14 protein-coding genes and 1 pseudogene are annotated in these 24,914 nt (G+C 60.8%); 10 read left to right on the top strand and 5 right to left on the bottom strand.

What is annotated here, in order from left to right; all coding sequences use genetic code 11:
- Window positions 1-138: 138 nt before the first annotated feature.
- From DV706_RS18850 to DV706_RS18820, 7 genes are all read left to right on the top strand, one after another.
- Window positions 139-519, top strand: coding sequence for an urease subunit beta (locus DV706_RS18850; protein WP_006067085.1), 381 nt, complete (start codon window positions 139-141; stop codon window positions 517-519).
- Window positions 516-2,222: an urease subunit alpha gene (ureC, locus tag DV706_RS18845; RefSeq protein WP_136350975.1), complete on the top strand. Its 1,707-nt coding sequence runs from the start codon at window positions 516-518 to the stop codon at window positions 2,220-2,222. The genes DV706_RS18850 and ureC overlap by 4 nt, the downstream gene beginning before the upstream one ends.
- Before the next feature lie 114 nt (window positions 2,223-2,336).
- The gene (locus DV706_RS18840) at window positions 2,337-2,711 is read left to right on the top strand and encodes an urease subunit gamma (RefSeq protein WP_006067083.1); all 375 of its coding nucleotides are present in this window, start codon (window positions 2,337-2,339) and stop codon (window positions 2,709-2,711) included.
- Entirely contained in the window at window positions 2,712-3,332 is a 621-nt protein-coding gene (ureG, locus tag DV706_RS18835) for an urease accessory protein UreG (RefSeq protein WP_006067082.1), read from the top strand. It abuts the gene before it with no gap.
- A complete protein-coding gene (locus DV706_RS18830) occupies window positions 3,329-4,285 on the top strand; it encodes an urease accessory protein UreD (RefSeq protein WP_006067081.1) in 957 nt (318 codons plus the stop codon). Before ureG ends, DV706_RS18830 begins: the two co-directional genes overlap by 4 nt.
- A complete protein-coding gene (gene ureE, locus DV706_RS18825) occupies window positions 4,285-4,914 on the top strand; it encodes an urease accessory protein UreE (RefSeq protein ID WP_006067080.1) in 630 nt (209 codons plus the stop codon). Before DV706_RS18830 ends, ureE begins: the two co-directional genes overlap by 1 nt.
- Window positions 4,904-5,620, top strand: coding sequence for an urease accessory protein UreF (locus tag DV706_RS18820; protein WP_006067079.1), 717 nt, complete (start codon window positions 4,904-4,906; stop codon window positions 5,618-5,620). The genes ureE and DV706_RS18820 overlap by 11 nt, the downstream gene beginning before the upstream one ends.
- Before the next feature lie 188 nt (window positions 5,621-5,808).
- On the opposite strand, the gene DV706_RS18810 is transcribed toward DV706_RS18820, so the two are convergent.
- Complete coding sequence (locus DV706_RS18810; protein ID WP_049889899.1) at window positions 5,809-6,102, bottom strand: SUI1 family translation initiation factor; 294 nt, start codon at window positions 6,100-6,102, stop codon at window positions 5,809-5,811.
- 245 nt (window positions 6,103-6,347) lie between these two features.
- Between DV706_RS18810 and DV706_RS18805 the strand changes: the two genes are divergently transcribed.
- On the top strand, window positions 6,348-7,007 hold the full coding sequence (locus tag DV706_RS18805; RefSeq protein WP_006067077.1) for a queuosine precursor transporter: 660 nt from the start codon (window positions 6,348-6,350) through the stop codon (window positions 7,005-7,007).
- Between the two features lie 171 nt (window positions 7,008-7,178).
- Here DV706_RS18805 and DV706_RS18795 read toward each other — a convergent pair whose 3' ends face one another.
- Window positions 7,179-8,225: an IS630 family transposase gene (locus tag DV706_RS18795; RefSeq protein WP_136350973.1), complete on the bottom strand. Its 1,047-nt coding sequence runs from the start codon at window positions 8,223-8,225 to the stop codon at window positions 7,179-7,181.
- A gap of 225 nt (window positions 8,226-8,450) precedes the next feature.
- Complete coding sequence (locus DV706_RS18790) at window positions 8,451-9,257, bottom strand: TrmB family transcriptional regulator (protein ID WP_006067076.1); 807 nt, start codon at window positions 9,255-9,257, stop codon at window positions 8,451-8,453.
- 213 nt (window positions 9,258-9,470) lie between these two features.
- Here DV706_RS18790 and DV706_RS18785 point away from each other — a divergent pair, with 213 nt between their 5' ends.
- Together DV706_RS18785 and DV706_RS18780 are read left to right on the top strand one after the other, a co-directional pair.
- Window positions 9,471-11,216, top strand: coding sequence for a COG1361 S-layer family protein (locus tag DV706_RS18785; protein ID WP_006067075.1), 1,746 nt, complete (start codon window positions 9,471-9,473; stop codon window positions 11,214-11,216).
- The gene (locus DV706_RS18780; RefSeq protein ID WP_006067074.1) at window positions 11,217-13,661 is read left to right on the top strand and encodes an efflux RND transporter permease subunit; all 2,445 of its coding nucleotides are present in this window, start codon (window positions 11,217-11,219) and stop codon (window positions 13,659-13,661) included.
- Between the two features lie 83 nt (window positions 13,662-13,744).
- Here DV706_RS18780 and DV706_RS18775 read toward each other — a convergent pair.
- Window positions 13,745-14,070, bottom strand: a pseudogene (locus DV706_RS18775) (helix-turn-helix domain-containing protein); the annotation flags it as partial.
- A gap of 47 nt (window positions 14,071-14,117) precedes the next feature.
- Window positions 14,118-24,821, bottom strand: coding sequence for a right-handed parallel beta-helix repeat-containing protein (locus tag DV706_RS18770; RefSeq protein ID WP_205849558.1), 10,704 nt, complete (start codon window positions 24,819-24,821; stop codon window positions 14,118-14,120).
- Between the last annotated feature and the right edge of the window lie 93 nt (window positions 24,822-24,914).

The raw sequence follows: 24,914 nt of genomic DNA, 5'->3' as shown, positions 1-24,914 counted from the left end.
TCGTAGTTTAATATCGTGCTATCGTGGGCAAATATTGTAGCCCACGCTCGAGTTTACATGATCTGTGCGTTTAGCTCGCCATATGATGAGACAACACCATAGTGAGTCAGTGGCGCTCGAGCCGGGTGTCATCGACCCATGAGCGAGTTCGTTCCGGGCGAGTTGCGCCCGGCCGAGGACCCAGTACGAATCAACGAGGGTCGAGAGATGGCGACGGTGACCGTCGAAAACACCGGCGACCGCCCCGTCCAGGTCGGCTCGCACTTTCACTTCTTCGAGGTCAATCCCGGCCTCACGTTCGACCGGGAGACGGCCTACGGGATGCGCCTCGACGTCCCCGCCGGAACGGCGATGCGGTTCGAACCCGGCTGTGAGCGCGACGTCGACCTCGTCGCCATCGGTGGCAATCGGATCGTCCACGGAATGGGCGGGTTGGTTGGCGGCGACCTCGACGACGAGATTCGGACGCAAGCCATAGAGCGCGCTCGAGCGCGAGGCTACATGGAGGCCGAGCAGTGAGCCGCGACCTGCCTCGCGAGGAGTATACGGATCTGTTCGGGCCGACCGAGGGCGACCGCCTTCGACTTGGTGATACGAACCTGTTCGCGAAGATCAAGACCGACTACGGCGTTCCCGGCGAGGAGGCCGTCTTCGGCGGCGGGAAGACGATGCGCGACGGCATGGGGATGCAGTCGGGGACGACACAGTCTGAGGGCGCGCTCGACTGGGCGTTTACGAACGTCGTCGTCATCGATCCCGTCCTCGGAATCTGCAAGGGCGATATCGGCGTCCGTGACGGCGAGATCGTCGGCGTTGGCAAAGCCGGCAACCCCGACACGATGGACGGCGTCGATATGGTGATCGGCCCGAGCACCGACACGATCCCCGCCGACGGGCTGATCGCGACCCCCGGTGCGCTCGACATACACGTCCACTTCAACAGCCCACAGCTCGTCGATCACGCGCTCGCCACGGGCGTCACGACGATGTTCGGCGGCGGCTTTGGCGGCGGCGCGACGACCTGCACGCCGGGGCCGCGAAACATCCAGCGCTTCCTGCAGGCCGCAGAAGAGTGGCCCGTCAACGTCGGATTCTACGGCAAGGGCAACAGCAGCCAGCCTGACGCGCTATACGAGCAGGTCGAGGCTGGGGCCTGTGGGCTCAAACTCCACGAGGACTGGGGATCGACGCCAGCGGCGATCGACACCTGCCTCGAGGTCGCCGACGAGGTGGACGTCCAGGTCTGCATTCACACCGACACCCTGAACGAGTCTGGCTTCGTTGAAGAGACGTTCGATGCCATCGACGGCCGTGCGATCCACACCTTCCACATCGAGGGCGCAGGCGGAGGCCACGCACCTGACGTCCTCGAGTTGATCGGCCACGAGCATATGCTGCCGTCGTCGACGAACCCCTCGATGCCCTACACCGAGAACACGTTCGACGAGCATCTGGACATGGTGATGGTGTGTCACCACCTCAATCCCGACGTCCCCGAGGACGTCGCCTTCGCCGAATCCCGCATTCGCGCGGAGACGATCGGCGCGGAGGACGTCCTCCACGACACGGGCGCGATCTCAATGATGACCACCGACTCCCAAGCGATGGGCCGAATGGCCGAACTGGTCTGTCGGACGTGGCAGACGGCACACAAGATGAAAGCCCAGCGTGGGCCGCTCGAGGCCGACGCGGGAACCGAGGCCGACAACGCCCGAATCAAACGCTACGTCGCCAAGTACACGATCAACCCGGCGATCACGGCAGGGATCGACGACTACGTCGGCTCGCTCGAGCCGGGCAAGCTGGCTGATATCGCACTCTGGAAGCCCGGCTTCTTCGGCATCAAGCCGAAGGCAGTGATCAAGGGCGGCTTCCCGGTCTGGTCCCAGATGGGCGAGGCCAACGGTTCGCTGATGACCTGCGAGCCGGTGATCGGCCGCGAACGCGCCGGCGCACAGGGCCGGGCGAAACACGCCCTTTCGGTCTCGTTTGTCAGCGAGACCGCCTCCGAGAACGACGTTGGCGACGCCTACGATCTCAAAACACCCGTCCGGCCGGTCCGCGACACGCGGTCGGTCCGGAAATCCGATATGCTCCACAACGACCACTGCCCAGACGATATCGACATCGACGCCCAGACGTTCGAGGTCGAGGTTGACGGCGAACACGTCACCTGCGACCCCGCCGATGAAATCCCGCTGGCACAGCGATACCTTCTCTGAACCGATGGTCTACTCAACGAACCCAACCCCCACGACGATTGTTGTATCAACGAAACGAACGACACACTCGAGTCGGCCGACTCATCCACCCATGGCGACAACGGGGGTAAGCCAATGAACCTCTCGCCGAAAGAACTGGAGCGACTGACGGTCTTCATGGCCGCCGAACTCGCCCGCCGTCGGAAAGACCGTGGCATAAAACTCAACCATCCTGAGACGGTGGCGTATATTTCCGACTGGGCCTGTGAGGCCGCCCGCGAGGGGAAGTCGGTCGCCCAAATTCGGACTGAAGCGACTCAGCTGCTCACCCGCGAGGACGTCATGGACGGCGTCCCCGCACTGGTCGACATCATTCAGGTCGAACCCGTCTTCCCCGACGGCACCAAGCTGGTGACGGTTCACGACCCGATCCGCGCCGACAGTCGCAATCAACTCGAGACGGTTGATCCGGCTCCGGGTGCCGACCTCGAGCGATCGGAGGGCGAATAGATGGGGTACAGAGATGTCGCGAAAGTCGGCCTCGGTGGCCCCGTCGGCTCCGGCAAAACGGCGCTGGTCAAACACCTCGTGCCCAAACTCGTCGATGACGGCTACGAGGTCGGCGTCATCGCCAACGACATCATGACGCAGGAAGACGCCGATGTCTTTCGGGAGTCGTTTGCCGACCTGCTGCCTGCCGATCTCGTCGAGGGAGTCGAAACGGGTGCCTGTCCACACACGGGCATTCGTGAAGATCCCTCGATGAACCTCGCCGCGATTGATGAGTTCACCGAACGCCACCCCGAACTAGACGTGGTGCTGATCGAAAGCGGCGGCGACAACCTCGCCGCCACCTTCAATCCGGAGTTGGCCGACTACTTCGTGTTCATCATCAGCGTCGCAGAGGGCGAGGATATCCCGCGCAAGCGCGGCCCTGGCGTCACACAGGCCGACCTGTTGGTCGTCAACAAGACCGACCTCGCACCCCACGTCGACGCCGATCTAGACGTGATCGAAGCCGACACAAACGAGGTGCGAGGCGACGACCCCTTCGTCTTCACGAACTGCAAGGACGCGACGGGAATTGAAACGGTGCTCGAGCACATCGAGCGCGAGGTGCTGTTCGCGTGAGTGCGACCCACTCGAGAGGTCCCACGGACGGTTTCCCACCGCTGCCACCCGCTTTCGAGAGTTACGCCGACGAATCGCTCGCACAGGCCCCAGCCGGTGGCCCCGGAAAGAACGGGCTGCTCGAAGCGACGTTCGCCCGTGAGGGAGCCAATCCAACCCGGCTCATCCGCGATCACGTCAAAGTGCCCTACCATCTGACGGGCACGCTCGAGAGCGACCCAGCGCCCGGCCTCACGACGCTGGTCGCTCAGGAACCAACTGGCGGCGTCGCACAGGGTGATCGACATCGGATGGTCATCGATGCTCGCGCAGGTTCTCGCGCGCACGTGACGACTCAGAGTGCAACGAAAGTCCACAGCATGAGCGCAAACTACGCCCACCTTGACGCCTCGCTCCGAGCGGAAGCAGGCAGCTACCTCGAGTATCTGCCGGGAGCGACGATCATCAACGAGGACGCGCGTTGTCTCCAGACGGTCCGGGTCGACCTCGCCGACGACGCTTGTGTCATCGTGGGAGACATCCTCGTTCCCGATGGATTGAGTGACCACGAGCCGTTCAGTTTCGACCACTATCACGCGCGTGTCGAAGCCGAGCACGACGGCCGGTTGGTCTGTGCCGACGCCGTGGATCTGCGGCCGAGCGAACGAAACCCGCAGGATTCCGCGAGCGTCGGCGAGTACGGCGTCGTCGGCTCGCTGTACGTCTTTGTGCCGGCCTCGAGTGACGGAACAGCTGAGTTCTTCCTCGAGGAGCTAGTCGAGGGCATCTACGACCGGATTTCGGACCGCGAGGGCGTCCAAGCCGGCGTTTCGACGCTGCCCCATGAGGTTGGAGCGGTCGTCCGCATCCTCGGCCACCGCGAGGCGGACGTAACCGAGGCGCTTCGCGCCGCGTGGGACGAAACGCGACAGCAGCGACTGGGGGTCGGCGCACCTGCCGACCGGCGATACTGATGAAGCGAATCGACAGCATCGTCGGCAACGTCCACGCCGACGACGACCTCGCCGCGCTTCGAACGGACCACGAGGCAGCCGGCACGCTCGAGCGCGTCGTCATCGACGCCGACAACCGGCGACGCTCACGATTTCGGGCAACGACAGATTCAGGGACGGATGTCGGCGTCACCGTCGACAAAGCAGCAGTCTCCGCTGGCGATGTCCTGCTGGTTGATGCTGACCGAATGATCGTCGTCGCGTTCGAGCCACGCGACGCGCTTGCAGTGACGCTGCCGACCGACACAACGACACAGACACTCGAGGCGGCGGTCGAACTCGGCCATCGGATCGGTAACCAGCACTGGGATCTCGCGGTCGAAAAGGGGGTCGTCTACGTCCCGCTTGCGGCCGACCGTCACATCGTCGAGCGGGTCGTCGCCGATATCGTTCCCTGCTCGACGATTCAGGAGACGACCGTCGAAGCTGACCTGTTCGTGACGGACCCCGACGACGCCGGGACGGATCACAAGCATGGGCGTGGAGACGAGCAGACCGGTGGCGACCACAGCCACGAGCACCCACACGACGGTCACAGCCACGGACACATGCACAGCGATCACAGCCACGACCACCACCATGACAACTGATACCGGCTCGTTCCTGACTGCACTTCGGCTCTCCGACTCGTTTCTCCCCGTCGGCAGCTACACGGCCTCGTACGGCTTAGAACAATACATCAACGAGGATCGACTCGAGGACGGCGACGAGTTGCAGGCGCTGCTCGCGGCGTACCTTCGGCGCGTCGTCGGCCCCTGTGAGACCGTCGCGCTGGCCAATGCCCACCGGGCGAGTGAAGCGAGAGAGTTCGACATGCTGCTGGCCGTCGACAACAGACTCCACGCGGTGACGATGCCTCGAGAGTTCCGCGAGAGTTCGACGAAGGCGGGAGCAAAGCTGTGTGAGTTGCTCGCGGAGACGGATCCGAACCGTGCGAGCAGGGATGAGCGCGATCTCGAGACCCTGTTCGCGGCAGCCATCGAAGCCGACGAGACACCGGGTCACTATCCGGTGGTCTTCGGCGTCGTCGCACAACGGCGCGGACTCTCGAGACTCGAGGCCTGCCTTTCTCACGCCTACTCGTTCGTCACGGGACTGCTCGGAGCGGCCCAGCGGCTCGGTCGGTTCGGCCACACCGAAATCCAGTCCGTGCTCGAAGAACTCCAGCCCGTAATCACGACTGTCTGTGGACGTCACATCGATGGCGAGCTGATGGCGATGGCTTCGTTTGCGCCGCTGGCTGAAATTATGGGGATGCGCCACGAACGGGCGGGCCGGCGACTCTTTATGAGTTGAGCGCGGGCCCACAGCAACTTGTCCGTCGAGACGCCCCACGCCGCACACTCTCTGGTCGTCCCAACTGGATCAACGGCCACGAAGGGCGTCTCTTCGCCTTTGCACTTGTACTCGAGCAGTCAGAAGAGGGCCTAGCGCCTCTGTTCAGCTATAGTACTGATTGTGAATCGTGACCTCTGTGGCCGGTGCTATGAGGTGTCATAGCCATGTTCCCGAAGCAGTTCAGGGAGTCGGTCGCGGTGGTCGCCTTGTAGTTCGATGGTACCATCATTGACCGTCCCGCCCGTCGCCAGTGACGATTTGAGCGATGAGGCAAGCGATTCGATCTTTGATTCTGGAACATCGAATCCCGAGACGGTTGTGACTGCCTTTCCGTATCGCCGTTCGTCGATACCAATTGATACCTGTTGCTGTGCCTTGTCGAGATCGCCATGGCTCTCAAGTTCATCCAACAACTCGTCTAGGGATTCATCCTTTGTCACAGTATTAACTTTGCACTCTTAGTTAATATAATTTGTTGTACAATACTCCCGGTCGACTAACGCTTCGATGGTGCTCTGATCTATATCTGACAACAGCTCTTGACACGGAGAATTGATCAACCGATAGGACTATATTTCGCAAATATATTCCCCCAGTATGGTCCAGAGAAGATCAAAAGGTGGGCCGAATAGTATCGGGCTACTGATTGAGAAGCCAAGCGTCCAGGTTGAGACGGTGGTTCAGCGTGCAGATTGAGGATACGCGAGCGATATTTACCGCTCTCTTCGCTGGCTCTGTTGTGCTTGCGAACGTGCTGGCGGCGAAACTGACGTGGGTCGAACTCCCTGGGATCGGTGGCGTCGCCGTCCCTGCTGGGTTCGTTGCGTTCGGCGTTGCGTATCTGGCGTCTGACTTGCTTGTTGAGTATCACGGACGTGAGTACGCGGCATCAGTTGTCAACGGAACCGTGTTCACGCTTGCTGTGTCGTATCTGCTGGTTTTCTTGGCGATTTGGATGCCAACGGCACCGTTCTACGACGGACAGGAGGCGTTCGTGGCTACGTTGGGTGACTCGGCATCGATCATCCTCGCGTCGGTTGTGGCATTGGCAATCGCTCAGCACATGGACGTGAGATTGTTCTCGAAGCTCAAGGCTCGCACAGCCGGTCGCCACCGATGGATACGGAACTGCGGGTCGACAGCCGTCAGTCAGGGTGCCGATACAGTCGTGTTCATTACACTCGGGTTCGCAATCTTCCCCGCTCTCGGGCTTGGTGGTGATCCAACATGGGGATGGGCGCTAGTCTCGATCGTCGTTGGTCAGTACTTGGTCAAGTTACTGGTTGCGCTTGTTGACACAGTCCCGTTCTATGCGGTGACAGAAATCATCGAACAGAAGGCCTGATACTCCAATTCGTACGCGACACAACTTCTCGAAGAATCGTTTCTAACTCATCTTCCAGCACAGAGGCCTGAAGGACCGCGATTTCGCGGTCGGATCCCTCCTCGAGTAGTCTCGACAGTCTACAGGCGGAGCAGGCCGAGTGCCTCGGGGTCGTTCGAGAGACTCGAGTGGTCAGCATAACTTTTGAATATCCGGGAGGAATGTTTTGATCCAGTTGTCGGCGAAGCTGACGCGTTTGGATAGGTCCAGGAAGGTGTTAGTAACGAACTGCTTGAAGTGGTCCTTTCCTTCGAAGACTTCTGGCGAAATCTTCCGTTTGAGCGTCTTCCAGAGCGGTTCGATGGCATTGAACATCGGCGAGTACGGCGGGAGAAAGACGAACTCGATGCCGAGTTCGTCGGCCCGTTGCTGGGTGAGTTTCGCATGATGACCGCCATCGTTGTCTGCGATGAGCAGAATCCGCCCAACCGGATTCTGCTCACGGATTGCCTCTAACGCTGCGCAAATACTCTCTTTCGTCGTTCGTTTCCGAAAGATGAGCGTACTCTTGCCGAGTAATGCGTAGAAGCCAAGCGTTTTCCAGGGGACTGTCACCAGTGGTTTGTCGATTTCCACGGTTCGATCGTACGACCACATTCGCTGGGAGTTCTCGAACGGTTGTGGCCACGAAGCGTCGAAGAAGCCGAGAACGAGTGGTTCATCACCATTTTCTTTCGTGAGCGCCTCTCCCAGGCGCTCACGAAAATCCTTCTCAGCATCCGGTGATTGTCGCGGGTCCATCGGTCGTGGTTTTGCGTACTGCATTCCATCACCACGGAGAATTCGAGCAAGGTGGGATCGATCGTACGTCACGCCGTATCGGTCCCAAAGAAGATCGTCGATCTCCTGTGGTGTCCACGGTTGACCGTCTTCGAGGAGTGTAAAGAACTCGTCAAACTGTTCAGAGGAGAGCTTCGCGGGGCGGCCGCCCGCGAAGCTCGGTCGAAGTCCATCGACTCCACCTTCGTTCCAGGCTTTGAGCCAGCGTCCACCGGTTGGTTGGGACGCACCGACACGTCGTGCAGCCATTTTGTCAGTGTCGCCGAGAGAGACGTTCTTGATGAAGCAGAGTCGTCGGACGAGACGGGTCTCGTCCGCCTTCTGGGCTTCATTGATTGCTTCGTCAAGCTGTTTTTCCGACAGATGCTTCACCATTTCAGTCCGACGGGTTGTCTTCATCAGAGTCTATACGCACCCTGCAGATTCAAACATAGCGCCGACCACTCCCGTCTCTCGTGACTGAGCGAATCGGAGATTCGCAAGGTCCGCGAGACCATAGGTCTCGCTTGATGACGAGACGCTCCGCGTCTCGAACCACGTGACCCCGAGGCGGTTCACTCAGAAGACGGCCTCGAGTAGTTATCTGAAGACGACGGCTGTCCACGGGGTGCCCAAGTCTCTCTTTTACACGCCCTCTACGACCGCGGCATCATCCCACGATTCGCGAAAGCCCTCCTCGACCCGTGCGGCGAAGATTGGGTCCCGGAGGTTCAGCATGCCGAACAATCGGTTGGGTGCGAGCGGGTCAGGAACCTCCAGACACACCTCTTCACCGTCGATGAGGTGGAAGGTGCCGTACATGTCATCGGAGACGCGGAGCTCGAAGGGGCCTTGTGTGAGGGTACGTGCGACGCGCTCGTTGTCGATCGCAGCCATCGCGTCGTCGAAGAGTGACGGTGAGAGGAGGACCGATACTTCCACCCCCCGCCGTATCGCGTCGAGTAGGTGGTTCAGCAGGTCTGGTGTCTCGCGGTCGAGGTCGAACTGCTCAGAGACCGCAGGCGAGGCGACGACCACTGACTCGTCAGCGGCTTCAACGCGCTCGACGAGCAGCTCTAGCGAGTCGTCAGCGCCGACTGCTGCGGTCCAGAACTCCTCGGCGGGAAGGCTGGTGTCCGCGAGCCGGGCGATGAGCTCGTCCCGTCCGGATTCGTACGTTTCGATCCGTGTCTCCAGCTCACGCCGCTTGGCGCTCACCAGCCGGTCGACGGCGATGTCCGGCTCGACCGGTACGTAGCGTTTCGGCTCACGGTCAGACTGTACCCGGACCAGTCTCCGTGACTCCAGCCCGCCGAGCGCATCGTACACACGCCCCTTTGGAACGCCACTCTCCTCGGCAACCGCAGCTGCTGTGCCGGTGCCGAGTTTGAGCAGCCCCCGATACGCGCGTTCCTCATAGCTTGAGAGTCCGAGGTCACAGAGTGACTCCATGGTTGACAGTACGATCTCAGTATTTAAACTCCCGTCGGTGAAACCAGATTTCGTTTCAGTCGATGTCAGAGATGGGACAAAATATCGCTGAACTATCGTCACAACGTCTCGAGACAGCATCTATTTCCATACAAACATACAGAAACTGATATGAAGTTTTCCTATGTTTGCCAACCGTATTAGCCGTCGACGCAATATCAAACACTACATAATATGGATCGAACTGGGGCGATCCTCACCGTCGCACTCCTCGCGCTCATGGTTGCAGGGACTGCAACGTTGGTGGCTGCCAACGACACCGCCGTCGGCGATCCGGACGTCGATGGGTACGCGCCGGAGACCGAGTTCGTGCCGGGCGAAGAGGCAACGCTGTCAGTGACGCTGAACAACCGCGGGGATCTAACCCAAAGCGGATTCGACAACCTCGAAAGTGAGGTATTGACAGCCCACGAGACAACCGCGCGAATCCTCACCGGCGAGGAGGCCGATAACAAGGGGTTTGAGGACGTCCCTCTCGACGTGCGTACGGATGAGCAAGCCATTGGCGACGTACCACAGGGGACCACCGGCCCCGTCGATTTCACTGTCGTCCCCGACAAGAACGCGGAGTCGGGCGTCTACGAAATCCCGGTCGAGCTAGAGTACCGCAACGTGCGCCTCGCCGAGAATGACAACGGAGCCACCGACCGCCGCGAGACGACCGAGACGCAAGTAGTTCCGGTCGTCATCGAAATTACCGACCGCGCGGAGTTCGCCGTCGTCGACATTACGGGTGACGTACAGGCCGGCGTCCCAGGGACCGTCGACGTGACCCTTCGCAACGTCGCCGAGGAGTCGGCCCGAGACGCCAGCGTGAGTGCTACCTCTGTTGATCCAGACCTCTCGTTCACCTCCAACGCCGGTGCTACGGACACCTACGTCGAGGAGTGGAAGCCGGATGAGAATGTCACGTTCACTTACCGGGTCGACGCCGACGCCGAAGCGACGACTCGTCCCTTGACGTTCAATCTCGACGTCGACTACCGCGACGGCGAGAACGCGGACGCCGAGGCCCGGACGGTCCGGACTGGAATTACCCCGCTCGCCGAACAGTCATTCGGCTACGAGGGACTGAAATCCACGCTTCGCGTCGGCGAAGACGGCACTTTCGAGGTGGAGGTGAAAAACGAGGGTCCAAAGAACATCTCCAACGCCGTCGTAGTGTTTGATAACGAGGCACCCGCAGTCGAGGGTGTCGTCGACGAGCCCCTGCCCACGGATCCGAACGTCGTTCCCCGAGACACGCAGGTGACCGTCGGCGATCTGGCGGTCGGCGATTCCGAGACAGTCTCGTTCGAGGCCGGCATCCGCGATGACGCTTCGCCCGGTGACCGCACGCTCAACCTTGCAACCCGCTACCGGACCGCTGAAGGTGACCTCGCGGTCTCTGACCCCGCAGACGTCGTCGTTGACGTAGCCGAATCCAAGGACACCTTCGCCGTCGAGCCAGCCGATCCCGCTACGGAGCCCGCGAAAGCGACCGCGGGTGAGACCGTCCGCTACGACGTGCGCGTCACGAACAACGGCCCCGAGCCAGTGACCGACGTGCAGGCCAAGCTGTTCGTTGACGACCCGCTTGACGCGGACGACGACGAGGCATTCGTTCCCGCGCTCGATCCCGGGGAAGAGACGACAGTGAGCTTCACTGTCGATGTGGACGGCAGCGCAAACTCAGAGGCATACGCCGCCTCGGTCGACTTCCGGTACGACGACGCCGACGGCGACGAGCAGCTGTCGGACACCTACCGGGTGGCGTTCGACGTAGTTGAGGATGACGACGACGGACTGATCCAAGTGATGCTCCTCGTTGTCGGACTGTTTGGCTTCGTCGCTGCTGTCGGGTTCACCGCCTACAGGCGAGGTGGGCTCGCCAACCTGGTCGACGATACACGCAACTGGACCCGGGACCGACGCGAGTAGATGCGCCGTTCAGAGCAGCTGTTTCGGGCAGTCACTGATCGGGTCGTGGAGCAGCCGCGCCGGATCGTCGCCGTCTGCCTGCTGCTTACGCTCTGTTTTGCGCCCGGTATGGCGCTACTAGAGGCGGAAGCGGGCAGCGACCAGTTCGTTGACGACATCCCCGAGGCGGACGCGCTTGACCGCGTCAACGAGCAGTTCGACCCCGCGTTTGGCGACGAGGAACCAACAACACAGCTGATCCAGCAGGACGGAAACGTCCTTGACCGGCGCGGGCTGCTCGCCATGCTGGAAACCGCAGAGCGGTTAGAAGAGCGCGACGAGCTTCGGGTGCAAGACGTCTCTGCGCCGGCCGTACAGGTCGCAAGGGAGCTCGATCCCGAGGCAGAGACGCTCGAGGAGCAGCGCAAGGCCGTCGAGCGCGCCAGCCCGGATGAGATAGACGACGCCGTTGAGTCGGCGGGCGAGGACCCGGCGTTTGCCACGCTGCTCGGAGAGGACTACAACGAGGAGGCCGGCTCCGCGTCCGCGTCTCTCGGCATCGTCAGCCATGAGTTCCCGGCGGAAACAGATCTTCAGGCAGTCCAGTTGGAGGCCGAGACGGTCGCCGAGCGTTCGCAGGGCGACGTGGTCGTCTTTGGCGGCGGAGTCGTCGATGCGGAGTTCGGGGGAGTTATTTTCGACTCACTCACCATCGTCGTCCCGGCTGCGCTCGCCGTCATTCTCGGGCTGCTGGCGTATGCCTACCGAGACCCGTTCGACTTCGTGCTCGGCGGGATCGCGCTGCTGATGACCGTCGTCTGGACGTTCGGATTCACCGGGTACGCTGGCATCCCATTCTCCGACATGTTGATCGCAGTGCCAGTCCTGTTGCTCGCCATCGGCATCGACTTCGGCATTCATACTGTGAACCGCTACCGTGAGGAGCGCGTCGAGGGAGTTGCACCCGTTCCAGCGATGCGGGTTTCGCTCCGACAGTTGATTGTCGCCTACACTGTGATTGCCGGCAGCACAATCATCGGATTCCTCGCAAACTTAGTCAGCGACCTCGGCCCGCTCCGGGAGTTCGGCATCGTCGCCGGCATCGGCATTCTCTTCACGCTCGTCATCTTCGTCGGGTTTCTCCCCGCAGCCAAACTGGAGATCGACCGCTGGCGGGCGTCGACAGACTACCAGATTCCCGAATTCGGCACCCGGCCGCTTGGCTCCGCCGACTCTGTGCTCGGACGCGTTCTCCCCGCTCTCTCCGTGCCCTCACGTCACGCACCAGGCGTCTTTCTCGTCATTGTCCTCCTCCTGACTGCGGGAGCAGCGGGCTACGGTGCGGGCGTCGACACAACCTTCGACGACGAGGATTTCCTGCCGCCGAGCGAGGAGCCATCGTACGTCCAGCACTTCCCCGGCCCCATGCAGCCCGGCGAGTACACCGTCACCGAGACAATCGACTTCCTCTCGGAAAACTTCGAAACGGGTGAAGACGATACGATCACGATCTATGTCGAGCAGCGCATGACCGACGACACAGCGATCCAGTCGCTCGAACGCGCGGAGCGCGACCCTCCCGACACGTTCCTCGAGACCAACGGGCAGGCCCGCACCGAGAGCATCACTGATCCGATCGACGGTTATGCCGTCGAGAACCCCGAGTTTGGAACACTGGTCGAGAACAGCGCGCTCGACGACGGGCCTCCGAGCCGAAACTTGGACTTGATCTACGACGAACTCCGCGCGAGCGAGTTTGCGCCGTTCACGAACGAGTACCTCGCCGAGGACAACCGCGCAACCCGCATCGTCTACGAGGTCCAATCCGACGCCGACGACGAGGCGATCACTGCTGACGCCCGCGAAGTCGCCGACCGCTACCGCGGAAGCGCGATTGCCACCGGCGAGATCGTCGTCTTTCAGGCAGTCGCCGATGAGATTTTCGAGTCTGCTATCCAGTCGCTGGCAGCCGCACTCGGCCTCTCGGCCATCTTCCTCGTCGTCCTGTTCGGGCTCTTCCTGGGTCGTCCCTCGCTCGGACTCGTCACCCTGATCCCCGTTATCGTCGCTATCGCCACGCTAACTGCCTCAATGCGGTTCGCCGACATCCCCTTCAACGCGCTCACCGCAACGATTCTCGCGATCACCATCGGGCTCGGTGTCGACTACACCGTCCACGTCACTCACCGCTTCCACGACGAGTACGAGGCGACTAACGACGTCGACGCTGCCGTCCGCACCACCCTGCAAGGCACTGGCGGCGCTCTCACCGGCACCATGTTGACGACCGCCCTCGGGACCGGCGTTCTCGTGCTTGCCATCACGCCGCTACTCGGCCAGTTCGGCCTCCTCACTGCACTCTCAATCGTCCTCGCGTACCTCGCCGCGCTCGCCGTCCTCCCGACCGCGCTCGTCGTCTGGGTCGCGCTCGTCGATGGACGCCGCGACCTCCTACTGTTTGGTTGATATGCTAGTCATTCCAGGTCGGCAGTTTCTCGAGCCCATCCCCACCGCTTTTTTGACCGCCTCGTGGGACGTTTCTTGCTCCTCACTTTCTCTGGTGACTCGTGGACCGTTTCTTCGAACTCTTTTTGATCTTTTCCCGATAGTTTTCGTTTTCTCCCAGATCGATTGGCATCAGTAACGGCCTGCTCGAGCGACTCGTCGGTGTCGAATCGTTTAACCCAGCTATAGATCGTCCGTCGTTGAACGTCGTACCACTCGGCTAGTTCAGTCTGTGTAACGCCGTTCTTGTACGCTATTGCCGCTAAGAGCCGCTTTGTCGGCTTCTTTCGATCCACATTGTCGAGGGATCTTGTAACCCCTCGACAGAAATTTCGTCGAGGTGACATCCACCCCGCCGTGAATGGTCCACTGAAAGTGACTACAAACTATGAGCAAAAAGCTCTAACAGCCGCTACACTACTGTCGATCTGTGGATGCCCGCCGACGTGCTGCGACGACAAGACAGAGGATTACGACGAGCGAAATGGTGACACCGAAGCCTGGCATCTCGTCGTCTAGTTCGTCGGTTCTCTCATCAGCCGGCTCAGGTTCTTCTCCGAGTTCGCCATCCGCTGTCGTCTCGTCGGCTGGTTCTGATTCTTTTCCGGACTTGTCATCCGCTGCTGAGTCAGTGGCATCGGCCGTCACGACAAACACCGAGAATCCCGGCGTGTCGGCGTTGATAACCACACTATCGGTCGTTTCCTTATCGACTGTCGTCTCGAGAGAGTCCCATTCGCCGCTGTCGCTGTCGAGTCGGCTGATCACGAGTCCATCGCTTGTTGCCCCGGCCTCCTCGAGTTGAGCGGTTGGCACCGCCGTCGTGATCGTTGCCGGCGAGTCGGTGAGTGAGTCTGGAACGGCGATCTGGACAACACTGAGGACAGTTCCTGATGGGGTTTCAGCCGCTTCAGGGACGCCATCGAGAGTTCGAACGACAACTTCGCCGTCGGCCGCTTCGTCGAACGTAATCTCTCGAATACCGTCGTCTGTCTCGAACGTCGCTGTCGATCCGCCAGTCTTTGAGTGGGTCTCGAGTGTTGTGCGGGCGGTATCGGTTGCATTGGTTCCCGTCGGGATTTCGGGAACGTCAGTAGTTGGGTCGGTCGGCACTGGGAAGCTCCCGCCGCCCGATTCCGAACCACCGCTATCGGACTCAGCCACGCTAAACCCCGTGTCAGCGGTCGCAGTGTTGCCGGTAGTGTCCGCGACGGTGATGGTTGCGCTGTAGGACGTTCCGGGCTCAAGTGTGAGAGTGTGTTCCGCTGCCGATGATGTGATGTCGGTGTCGTCGCTCGCTGTGACATCCTCACCGTCGACTTCCATCGTGACCGTTCCCACGTCGATACCGGAACGATCATCGGCGTACTCGAATCGGACCGTCGTCTCTTCGAGATCCGCATCGAGCGTCGATCCGTCGGCCGGCGATCGGTCACCGATCACCGGTGGTTCGGTATCAGGGACGAACGCGCCGTACGTGGAGAAGCCAGTAACCGAGGCTGTAACGAACGGATCGTCGTCGATCAGCGTGACGGTCGATCCTGCCACAGGGTCCCAGCTCCCGCTTGCGTCATCGTAGTAGTGTAATTCGACTTCGTCGGCCGATGCGCTGCCGGGGAGTTCTTGTTCGTCGATCGCCATCGAGATCGACGCGCTCTCGACGGTGCCCTCCTCGAGGTAGTAATCGAGCAGGTTGTCGAGGTCTGCGGTGATGAAGCTGGCCCCAAGCTGGCCGTCGTCGAGGTTCGCATTGGCGGTCGTCTCCGACAGTGAGGCGAACAGCTCCTGCGTGAGGATCGCCTCGTCGGCCTCGTCTGCGACCTCGAAGGCGATGGTGGTGCCGGTGTCATCGATCTCGATGACGCCATCACCGAGGGTGAACCGAGTGTCGACGGTGACCGAAGCGGTGTCAGTACCCTCGTTCCCAGCGCGGTCGGTTCCGACACTGGTGATCTCGTAGCTTCCGGTCTCGCCGGTAGCGAACGTACCGGTGAAGTGAGTGTCGCTTCCACTGACGGGAAGCATTGCGACTGAGCCGCTTTCAGTCGAATTGTCGGGTGCGGTGAACACGCTCTCAACCTCGGGAGGCTCTGCAAGCGGCGTATCGCTCTCGACGACGACCGTCGCGCCCTCGCCATCAACGTCCTCGAGGGTCGCCGAGAGGCGTGGCGCGTCACGGTCGATCACAAGTGGGTTGTCGGCGGCGTCCATTCCGACGCTGCCGACTCGGTCGACGGCCACCACTGACACTTCGTAGCGGCCGTCGTCTTCGACCGAAGCAGGCGAAACCGTCGCCGTCCACGTCTCGCCTTCGTCATGGCTCGCCTCGAACGAGCGGACGTAATTCGTCTCGAGTGAACTCACTAACACGTTCACCGTCTCGAGGTCGAGATCGGCATCAATCTCGACGGTGACGGGGACATCGTCGCTTGCGTGCACCTGTTCCGTCTCGATCTCGGGATCAAAGCTGACTGAGTGGCCCGCGACGTCGACGATCGACGCCTCGACGGTCGACTCGGTGACATCGATGGTGCCAGCGTTTCTATCACCTAACTCGAGGTCGTAGGTGCCTGCTTGGTTGAACTCGGAAGTGATGTTGATCGCGCCGAGGTGGTAGAAGCCAGGTGCAAGCGTCACTTCCTGGCTGCCGATAGCCTCCGTTTCGCCGGTCTCCTGGTGAGTGGCGTTGAGCGAGATCTCCTCGGTCCCTTCGACGTTCCCACCCTGGTAGACGCTGCCGACGACGTACGCGTGCTCGCCCTCGACTAGTTCTATTTGGGAGGTAGAGGCGGCTATCACCTGAATATCAGATTCGGCCGGGTCGACGTCGACGGTCCCTGCGTCAGTATCGCCCAATTCGAGGTCATACGTACCGGCCTCATCGGGCTCGAACGTGATATTGATCGCGCCCAAGTGGTAGAAGCCTGGCTCGAGCGTTACCTCCTGGGTGCCGACGACGGCGGTGTCGCCGGTCTCGGTGTTCGTCGCGGTGAGTTCGATCTCTTCGGGGCCGTCGATCGTACCGTTCTGATAGATGCTTCCCGTGACAGAGGTCTGTTCGCCTTCGGCGAGTTCGATCTCGGAGACGCCTGCCGCGATGACTTGAATATCGGATTCGGCGGGCACAACCTCGACTGTTCCAGCAGCTCTGTCACCGAGCTCGAGGTCGTACGTTCCTGGCTCGTCGGGCGCGAACGAGACGTTGAGCGCGCCGAGGTGGTAGAACCCCGGCTCGAGGGTCACTGCTTGTGACCCCACGACCTCGCGCTCGCCGGTATCGACGTGCGTGGCGGTGAGGTTGATCGTCTCGGAGTCGTCAACCGTACCGTTCTGATAGATGCTGCCAGTGACGAACAGTTCCTCACCCTCGACGAGTTCGACCTCGGAGACGCCTGCCGCGATGACCTGAACGTCGGAGTATGCTTCTTCGACGTCGACCGTGCCGGCGTCAAGGTCGCCGAGTTCGAGGTCGTACGTCCCCGGCTCATCGGGGACGAACGAGATATTCAGCGCACCGAGATGGTAGAAGCCGGGCTCGAGGGTCACTTCTTGTGACCCAACGACCTCGTTCTCGCCGGTTTCAGTGTTCGTGGCGGTGAGGTCGATCGTCTCGGTCGCCTCGTCGCTACCGTTCTGGTAGATGCTGCCCGTCACGTGAACCGGCTCTCCCTCGAGGGTATCCACTGCCGAAACCGACGCCCCAATCACCCGAATGTCGGTGACGATTTCGTCGACAGTGATCGTGCCGATTTCGCGATCCCCAAGCGCCAGCTCGTAGTCGCCCGGTTTGTCGGGCGTGAACGAGATATTGAGCGCGCCGAGGTGGTAGAAGCCCGGCTCGAGCGTGACGTTTTGGCTGCCGAGCACGTCTTTCTCACCGTTCTCGACGTTCGTAGCGGTGAGTTCAACCTCCTCGGGGCCGTCGACGTTGCCGGCTTGGTAGATGCTACCGGTCGCGTAGAGCTCGTCGCCCTGTGTGACTTCGACCTCGGAGACACTCGCGGCGATCACTTGGACGTCGGAGTACGCTTTCTCGACCTCGATCGTGCCGGCGTGTCGGTCACCGAGTTCGAGGTCGTAGGTACCCGCCTCATCCGGGACGAACGAGACGTTGAGCGCGCCGAGGTGGTAGAAGCCCGGCTCGAGCGTGACGTTTTGGCTGCCGAGCTCGTTCGTCTCACCGCTTTCGACGTCCGTGGCGGTGAGTTCAATCTCTTCGGGGCCGTCGACGTTGCCGGCTTGGTAGATGCTGCCGGTCACGTAGAGGTCGTCGCCTTCGATCGCCTCCACGTCAGAGACGGACGCTGCGATGACCTGAATGTCTGACTCAGCAGGTTCGACCTCGATCGTGCCGGCGTGTCGGTCGCCGAGTTCGAGATCGTACGTTCCCGGTTCGGCGGCAAACGAGACGTTGAGCGCACCGAGGTGGTAGAAGCCCGGCTCGAGCGTGACGTTTTGGCTGCCGAGCTCGTTCGTCTCACCGCTTTCGACGTCCGTGGCGGTGAGTTCAATCTCCTCGGGGCCGTCGATCGTGCCGTTCTGATAGATACTGCCGACTGCGTAGAGCTCGTCGCCTTCGACGGCGTCCACGTCGGAGACAGACGCCGCGATGACCTGAATGTCCGATTCAGCAGGTTCGACCTCGATCGTGCCAGCGTGTCTGTCGCCGAGTTCGAGATCGTAGGTGCCAGCTTCGTCAGGCACGAACGAGATGTTGAGCGCACCAAGGTGGTAGAAGCCCGGCTCGAGAGTTATCTCTTGGGTACCCACAACTTCGCTTTTGTTTGTCTCGGTGTTCGTGGCGGTGAGTTCCACCGTCTCAGGGCCGTCAATGTTGCCCGCTTGGTAGACGCTCCCGACTGCGTAGAGCTCGTCGTCCTCGACCGCCTCCACATCAGAGACAGATGCTGCAATGACCTGAAGATCCGATTCGGCTTCTTCGACCTCGACGGTGCCGGCATGACGGTCGCCAAGTTCGAGATCGTAGGTGCCCGCCTCATCCGGAACAAACGAGAGATTGAGCGCACCAAGGTGGTAGAATCCGGGCTCGAGCGTTATCTCCTGAGTATCTACAACTTCGCTTTTGTTTGTCTCGGTGTTCGTGGCGGTGAGGTCGACCACCTCGGGGCCCTCTGTTGTGCCGGCCTGATAGATGCTCCCGATGGCGTAGACCTCCTCATCTTGTACGACTTCGTCCTCAGAGACGGACGCAGCGATGACGTGGATGTCGGAGTACTGGTTTTCGACAAAGACCGTCTCGACGACGAATCCGTTGAGAGAGATCGTCGCGTTCATTTCGTCTTCATCGGCGGGCAGATCCGCTTCCGTCGGCGTCCATTCGAATTCAACAGCGCCGGGCGTCGCGCCCGGCCCAACCTCGACGGTTGTGTTTTCAACGCGCTCGCCATCGATATTCAGGTCGACGTCGTAAGTGCCGGGGCCGCCGTTGTTGAGCAGATCGCCGGTGATCGTAATCGTCTCACCGAGAAGGATCGCAGACTGGTTCACGTCCGCGCCGTAGATGAGGACGTCGGCGTCCTCGATCACGGTAACCGTTCCAGCATCGACACCGCCGACACCGATCTGGAACTCACCGGCGGTTTCGAAAGTCCACGTGAACGTGACGTCCGTGCTCTCGCCCGCCTCGAGGGTGTGCATCGCGGTCTCGACCGTTTGGCCGTTGACCTCGAGCGGAACAGTCAGTTCGCCCTCAACCTCACCGACGTTCTCGACCGTCGCCTCGATCGTCGCTTCTTCGCCGGTTTCGAGTTGCGTCGGTATTACGGTTGCCTCGAGAACATCAAGTTCGGGGACTGGATCGGGAGCCGGTCCGTCGTCAACCGGCGACACCGAGAGTGCGGCCGTATCGAACGCAACCGGGTCCTGACCGTCCGGAATGCCCGTGACGACGACTGCCTCAGCGCCATCGTACGCGAGATCGGATTCGAAGGAGAACGTCTCTGTGAGTGTGTCACCTGGCCCCAAGACACGTGGCAGCAGGCTGCTTTCATCGTACAACGTGTCGACATCCGTGGGAAGTTCATCCCCATCGAGAACGCCGGCCTCGACGACGCCGAGTGCGGTGAACTTGGCTGCAGCGACGTCGCCGGTGTTAGCGATTTCGGCGACAACCGTGATCTCCTCGCCGTCTGCGACGTCAACTGTGCTCTCGTCGGTGCGGATCTCGACCGCGAGTTCGACGTCTTCGGGGTCGGGTAGCGGTTCGACCTCGAGATCGACCGTCGCCGTCTCTCCTTCGGCTACCGTCTCCGTAACGGGAGCGGCGATCCACTCCTCGGCGAAGACGCTTACCTCGTAGGTTCCGGGCGACACATCGATCGCGTACTCGCCGTTTTCGTTCGTGACGGGTCCGAGTTCGATTGGTTCCATTTCAACCTCGCCCGACGTGGTATCGCTGTCTATTACTCGAGGAGCCACGGGTGAGTCGCTGGCGATCGGTTCCCCGGTTTCCATATCAATGACCTGTACCGGAATACCAGCGACGGGATCGTCCCCGTCGGTGACGGTTCCGGTGAGGGTTCCCAACTCGAAAATTTCGAGGTCAAGTGTCGTCGTTTCACCCTCTTCGACGACGACGTTCTCTTCGGTTACTGTCCCGAGCGATGGATCCTCCGAGAACGTCGAAACGGTATACGTACCCGGTTGGAGCGTGAGTTCGTAGCTGCCGTCCTCGCCCGTCACGCCGCTTTGGTCGCCGGCGTTGACGAAGACGTTCGCCACGGCTTCGCCGGTCTCCTGCATGGTCACCTGACCGCTGATCGTGCCCGGGTCCGGAATCGGGGTGAGTTCGATATCAATCGCGGTGGATTCTTCGAGGTCTGTCTCTGCACCATCGATCTGTTTCGATTCGTATCCCTCAGCCGAAAACACGACTTGTGGAGTTTGCGATCCCTGTTCAGGGATGTTGATCGCGTAGTCCCCGTCTGGGCCGGTCGTCGCCGTGTACAGCGGATCACTCGCGTAGAATCGCGATTCGATCTCGACACCCGCAATCGGCTCGTCGGTCTCCGCGTCTGTTACTGTTCCAGTCAGAACGGGAGTCGACTCGAGCGTGATCGGATCGAGCGTCGTTACCTCTGCGGACTGGACCTCGACGTTCTGTCTGTATCCGTCGGCGAACCCAGTCGCCGCGATCGGATCGAATTTGTAGGCACCCGATGGCACGTCGACGGAGAACTCGCCGGAATCGTCCGTCACGATGACCGTTGTGAACCCGTCCGGTTCGGTCGCCGGTTCGTTGAGATCGACCTGTTCGATCACGGTGAGTTCCACCCCTGCGATCGGATTGTCGTCCTCGTCGACGATCGTTCCGGTGATCGTCCCGTCGGATTCTTCGGGATCGTCTCCGTCGCTCTGTGGGGCCGTCGCGAACGGAGCGAACTGGATCGGGCCGCTGTCGGCGTGAATCTCGTCACCGTCGCCGTCCGCAACGACGTCCGTATCCTCGGCGTCGACGAACGGCTCGTCGTTTCCGGTGGTGCTTGGGCCGCTCTCGGCACCCCACCAGTTGTTCGTCGCCTCGAGCGTCGAAGCGTCGCCGTCGTATCGGAGACCGTAGACTGAATTACCGGCAATGTCGTTTTCGGTTACCGTGATGTGGTCGGCATCGGGTTCGATGAGCACGCCGTTGTTATTGTTCAGGATCCAGTTGCTTGCAACAGTGATATCACCGCTGCCAGCCGATTCGATCCGTAATCCGTCGCGGTTGTCTTCGATCGTATTTGATTCGATCGTAACCGCCCCGTCAGCATCGACCGTGACGCCCGCAGCACTCGATATACCTACAAAATCTGTGTGTGCGCTAACATCATTGCCGAACATCTCAACGTCGCTGACTCCGTTGAGATCGATTCCGTCTTCGTCGTTGTTGGCAACGGTGTTTTCCTCGACGACCGCATCAGATACAGAATTTAACTGAATACCGATTCCGTCATTGTCCTCAACGTCATTTCTTTCAACGATTACTGACGTCGCAGTAGAGACGCGAATCCCGTAGATCCCTTCATTTCCAAGAACGGTATTGTTCCTTATTTCGGCGTCGTCAGCACCACTAACGATGCCACCGTTTCCACCGCTGCCCTCGACATGGTTGCCGGCAATAACGCCATCCGCACTGATTCCGGTCCCGTCGTTGTCGCGGACGGTGTTGTTCGTCACCGCTTCGGCACCGAACCCACGGATTCCTCCAGCGTCGCCGTCAGCGACGAGGTTCGAGTCGATAACCGTCGCAGTTTCGAAGTCGAGCGATACGCCGGTTGTAGTGGTATCGATTCCCCGGTCAGTGATGTTTTGAACGTCGTTGGCCGAAACGTCGACCGCACCCGAGTTCCAGACCCATATTCCTCTCTCGGAACTACTGACTTCGTTCGCTTCGATGGTCCCCATCTCGACCTCGTCGAACCGAATCGCGTGTGAGGCGTGCCCGGCAAACTCGGTCGTCGCAATCGTGACGTTGGTCGAATCGGTTGCGACGATACCACCTGTACCTTCACCGTCGCCGGTGCTGTCGACGACGTCCCCGCCGCCGAACGTCGCGTCTCCGACGCCATCGAACTCGACGCCGGTGGCGTAGCCGTCGACGGTCGTCTCGGTGATGTCGATATCCGTTCCACCGATCACCGCGATCCCGCGGTCGCCGTCCGCGCCTGCTTCAGTCACCGTCGCGCCTGTGACCGCTACGTCGTCGCTTTCGGCGACGAGGACGCCGATTGGCATCCCCTCGCTCTCGAGACCGTCCACCGTCACGCCGGTCGAATCGACGACGAAGGCCTGTCTCGCATCCGTCGGAGCGGTCGTCCCGGACTCGCCGGTCGCGTAGAACAGCGGCGAGTCGTCCTCGAAGACGTTGTTGTCGACGTCGTGTGCGAAGTGCTCGAGGTCGTCCCCCTCGACAGAGATCCCTGCCTCGAGGGTGTTGTCGAACAGTTCGACATCGCTCACACGCTCGAGGACGAGGTCGGTCTCGTGGTCGACGTACTCGTTGGTCTCGATCTCGATCCCGGAGACGTAGGGGGTGAACACGGTGCCGTTCCCGTTCGACTCGAACCGGTTGTCGGTCACGAACACGCCTGTCGGGAACTCGTTGTCTGGGTCAGGAGCGGAACCGGTCCCACCACCGCGTCCGTCCGGCGTGATTGGTGCTGCGATCGTGTCGACGTATAGCCCGATCTCGCCGCTACCGGCGATCTCGTTACCGGAAACGGTGGTGTCCTCAGCTGCACGGAAGAAGTCCTCGGCGACGTTGTCGTCGGTCGCGGATCGGTATGCGAGACGGACCCCGTGTTCGGCACTGTCGCTGATCTCGTTGTCGCTGATCTCGATCCCCGTCCCGAAATCAACGCGGACGCCGTCGACGCCGGCGTTCGTGATCTCGTTGTCGATCACCGACCCCTCGTTGCGCTGGTCATCGAACGCAGACCCGCTCGAGCGTGCATCGCCTGGGCCTGTCCAGGCGTCGTCGTAGAACACGACGCCGAACCGGCCAACGTCAGTAATGGTGTTGTTCTCAAAGGTACCGCCGCCGGCGGAACCGACCTGTATGCCGTTGCCGTCGCCGCCTTCGATGTAGTTCCCGTAGGCGTGAAGGTCGCCCGCCGAGCCGAAGAACCGGATGCCGGCGTCGGCGCTGTCGGTGATCTCGTTGTATTGCAGCACCGTCTCGGTCTGGTTCGACGACGACGAGATCCCGACGTCGTTTCGAGCGAGGATGTTGCCTTCGACGGTGACGCGTGTGGTCGCCTGGAGCCGCACACCCACGTTACTCTCGTTGAGTCGGTTGTTCGTGATCGTGACGTCAGTCGTATCAAAAAACGTCTCGGGGTCAACACTATCAACCGCTCCTCCTCGCGTAATCAATACCCCCGAGGGACCACCGTTCGTTACCTCGTTGTTCTCGATGACGGTTTCTGAGGAAAGCCCGGCAAGGACAATCGCAGAACTGGAAGTGTTCTTGATAACGTTGTCCTCGATGACCGCGTTGGCAGAGCCGTTGTATGTGGCTCCGTCTTCACTGAATCCGAGTTGGATCGCCGCCCCGTTCTGGACGTTCGTGATGTCGTTACCGCGGATCTCCGCGTTCGACGAGTCAAACGGTTTGATGGCCTGCAGATCGAATCCGTCCTCGGAGACCAGAATCCCCATGCCAACGTCGGTGAGCGTGTTGTCCTCGATGACGACGTTGCGTGAGTCAATCGCCTGGAGCTCATGAGTGGTCTGGACGCGCGGATTCGAGATGTCGTTTCCTCGGAGTTCGACGTCGATCGTTTCCTCGGCCACAATCGCTCGAAGGTTCCGTTCGAGAACGTTGTCCTCGACGAGTGCGCCGTCGACGCTCTGGACGAAGATTCCGGAGTAGGTCTCACTAGTCAGATCGGATTGACTGTTGTCCGCGATCTCATTGCCGCGAATCTCAATGCCTGTCAGCACTCGTTTCTCGTCGGTTCCCTCGTCGCTTCCCTCGACGTGAATCCCGCGGAATCCGTTGTCCTCGGCGGTGTTCTCCTCGATCGTCACCGCGTTCGTGTCCTGTACGTATATCCCGGATCGTTCGTTTCCGGAGGCCGTGTTATGTTCGACCAGCGTGCCGGCCGAGCCACCCATGACGTTGATCCCCTGTCGGGCGTTGTCGGTGGCGTCGTTGTGGCTGATCTCGCCGTTCGGTGAGTCATCGAATCGGATGCCCGGAACCGGTTCGTCGTCCTCCAACGCCAACCCGTTTCCGGTAACGGTGCTGTCCTGTACCGTTCCACCCTCGGCGTTCTCGAATAGAACGCCAGCCCAGCCGTTATCGGCTGCCGTCACGCCGTCGATAGTGACGTCTGATGCGTCCTGTACGCTGATTCCGTGTTCGTCGAACTCACGGACCTCGAGGCCATCGATCGTGACGTTGTCCGCTGTAACAACGATACCAGTCGAACCTGACGCTTGGGTGCCGTCGAGTATCGTCGGCTCTTCGCCGACGGCTTCAAGCGTTAGATCGTCGACGTCGATGACCAGTGATTCGCCGAACGTTCCAGATTCGACGTGGATCGTGTCCCCGTTCTCGGCGTCGTCGATTGCGCCCTGAATGCTATCGCCGCTCTCAACCGTAGTGGTTGTCACAGCACCGACCGCACCCACAGCGAGGGCAGCACCACAGATCACCAGAATAGCGAGTATCACGAGTACTCGCGATCTACGTCGTATCGAAGTCCG

It is taken from the genome of Natronorubrum bangense (assembly GCF_004799645.1).
In the GTDB taxonomy this organism is placed as follows: domain Archaea; phylum Halobacteriota; class Halobacteria; order Halobacteriales; family Natrialbaceae; genus Natronorubrum; species Natronorubrum bangense.
Note: the sequence above shows the minus strand (reverse complement) of the source record. Positions and strands in the feature narration are given on the sequence as shown.